Origin of the sequence: Staphylococcus coagulans (assembly GCF_002901995.1) — a bacterium.
GTDB lineage: Bacteria > Bacillota > Bacilli > Staphylococcales > Staphylococcaceae > Staphylococcus > Staphylococcus coagulans.
Map to the genome: position 1 here is coordinate 1 of NZ_PPQN01000119.1, position 888 is coordinate 888.

The 888-nt window shown below is 29.4% G+C and carries 1 protein-coding gene; it reads left to right on the plus strand.

The window, feature by feature from the left end; all coding sequences use genetic code 11:
- Positions 1–126: 126 nt before the first annotated feature.
- Positions 127–825, plus strand: a complete 699-nt coding sequence (locus tag CD118_RS11620) for a trypsin-like serine peptidase (RefSeq protein ID WP_103356746.1) — start codon at positions 127–129, stop codon at positions 823–825.
- Positions 826–888: the final 63 nt, after the last annotated feature.

Sequence of the window (888 nt, forward strand, 5' to 3'; positions counted from 1 at the left end):
AATATATATTAAATAGATGTAACACAAAATTTAATCAACCTCTAAAATATCATAAATACATCTTATCATTTTTATATTTAATGGTAAAATTATATACAAAGATTTCTAAAAAAATAGGAGGTAATTATGAAATTAAAACCATACACGCTTATACTGTTTTCAGCTTTATGTTTACAATGCTTGAGCACTGATGAGTCATACGCATCTGAAGATAAAAGAGAGTTAGTGACTGATATATTTAATACAAGTAAAAGTCTTGAAACTGCTAAACATGAAGGGGCAGATACACATCATTGTACAGCTATTATGATTTCACCAAAAGTAGGATTAACAGCTGCACATTGTAAAGATGGTGGTTTTGAGCAAAATAAATCACTAGGTACTATCTATCCAGGTTCATCAGGCTTGTCTACGAACGCTGGAAACATGACCATTTCAACATTTAATCCATACGACGGTGCAGATATCGCCCTAATAAAAGGAGAAAATCCTTCAACAGCCTACACACATTATATGAGAAATGTCGATATTGATGTAAAAGGTTTTAACCTTAGTGATTTAGAAGGTAAAAAAGTTTATTCCATAGGTTACCCTATTGATAAAGGAGGACGTAAACAATATAAAACTGAAGGTGTAATAACTAGTACATACAATAATCAATCTATGATGACGACTCTACAATCGACAGGAGGCCAGTCAGGATCAGGTGTATTTTTAAAAGAAAATGATCAACTCATTGGAATTATTTCTCAAGGTAATTTAAATGGAACTATTGTACAACCAATAAACAGAAGAATATCTGATTGGATATCGATTAAAAAATGAGATATATTAATTTTAAAAATTGTTATAATATAATTTTATTTATGTACATTTATAAATCTATTT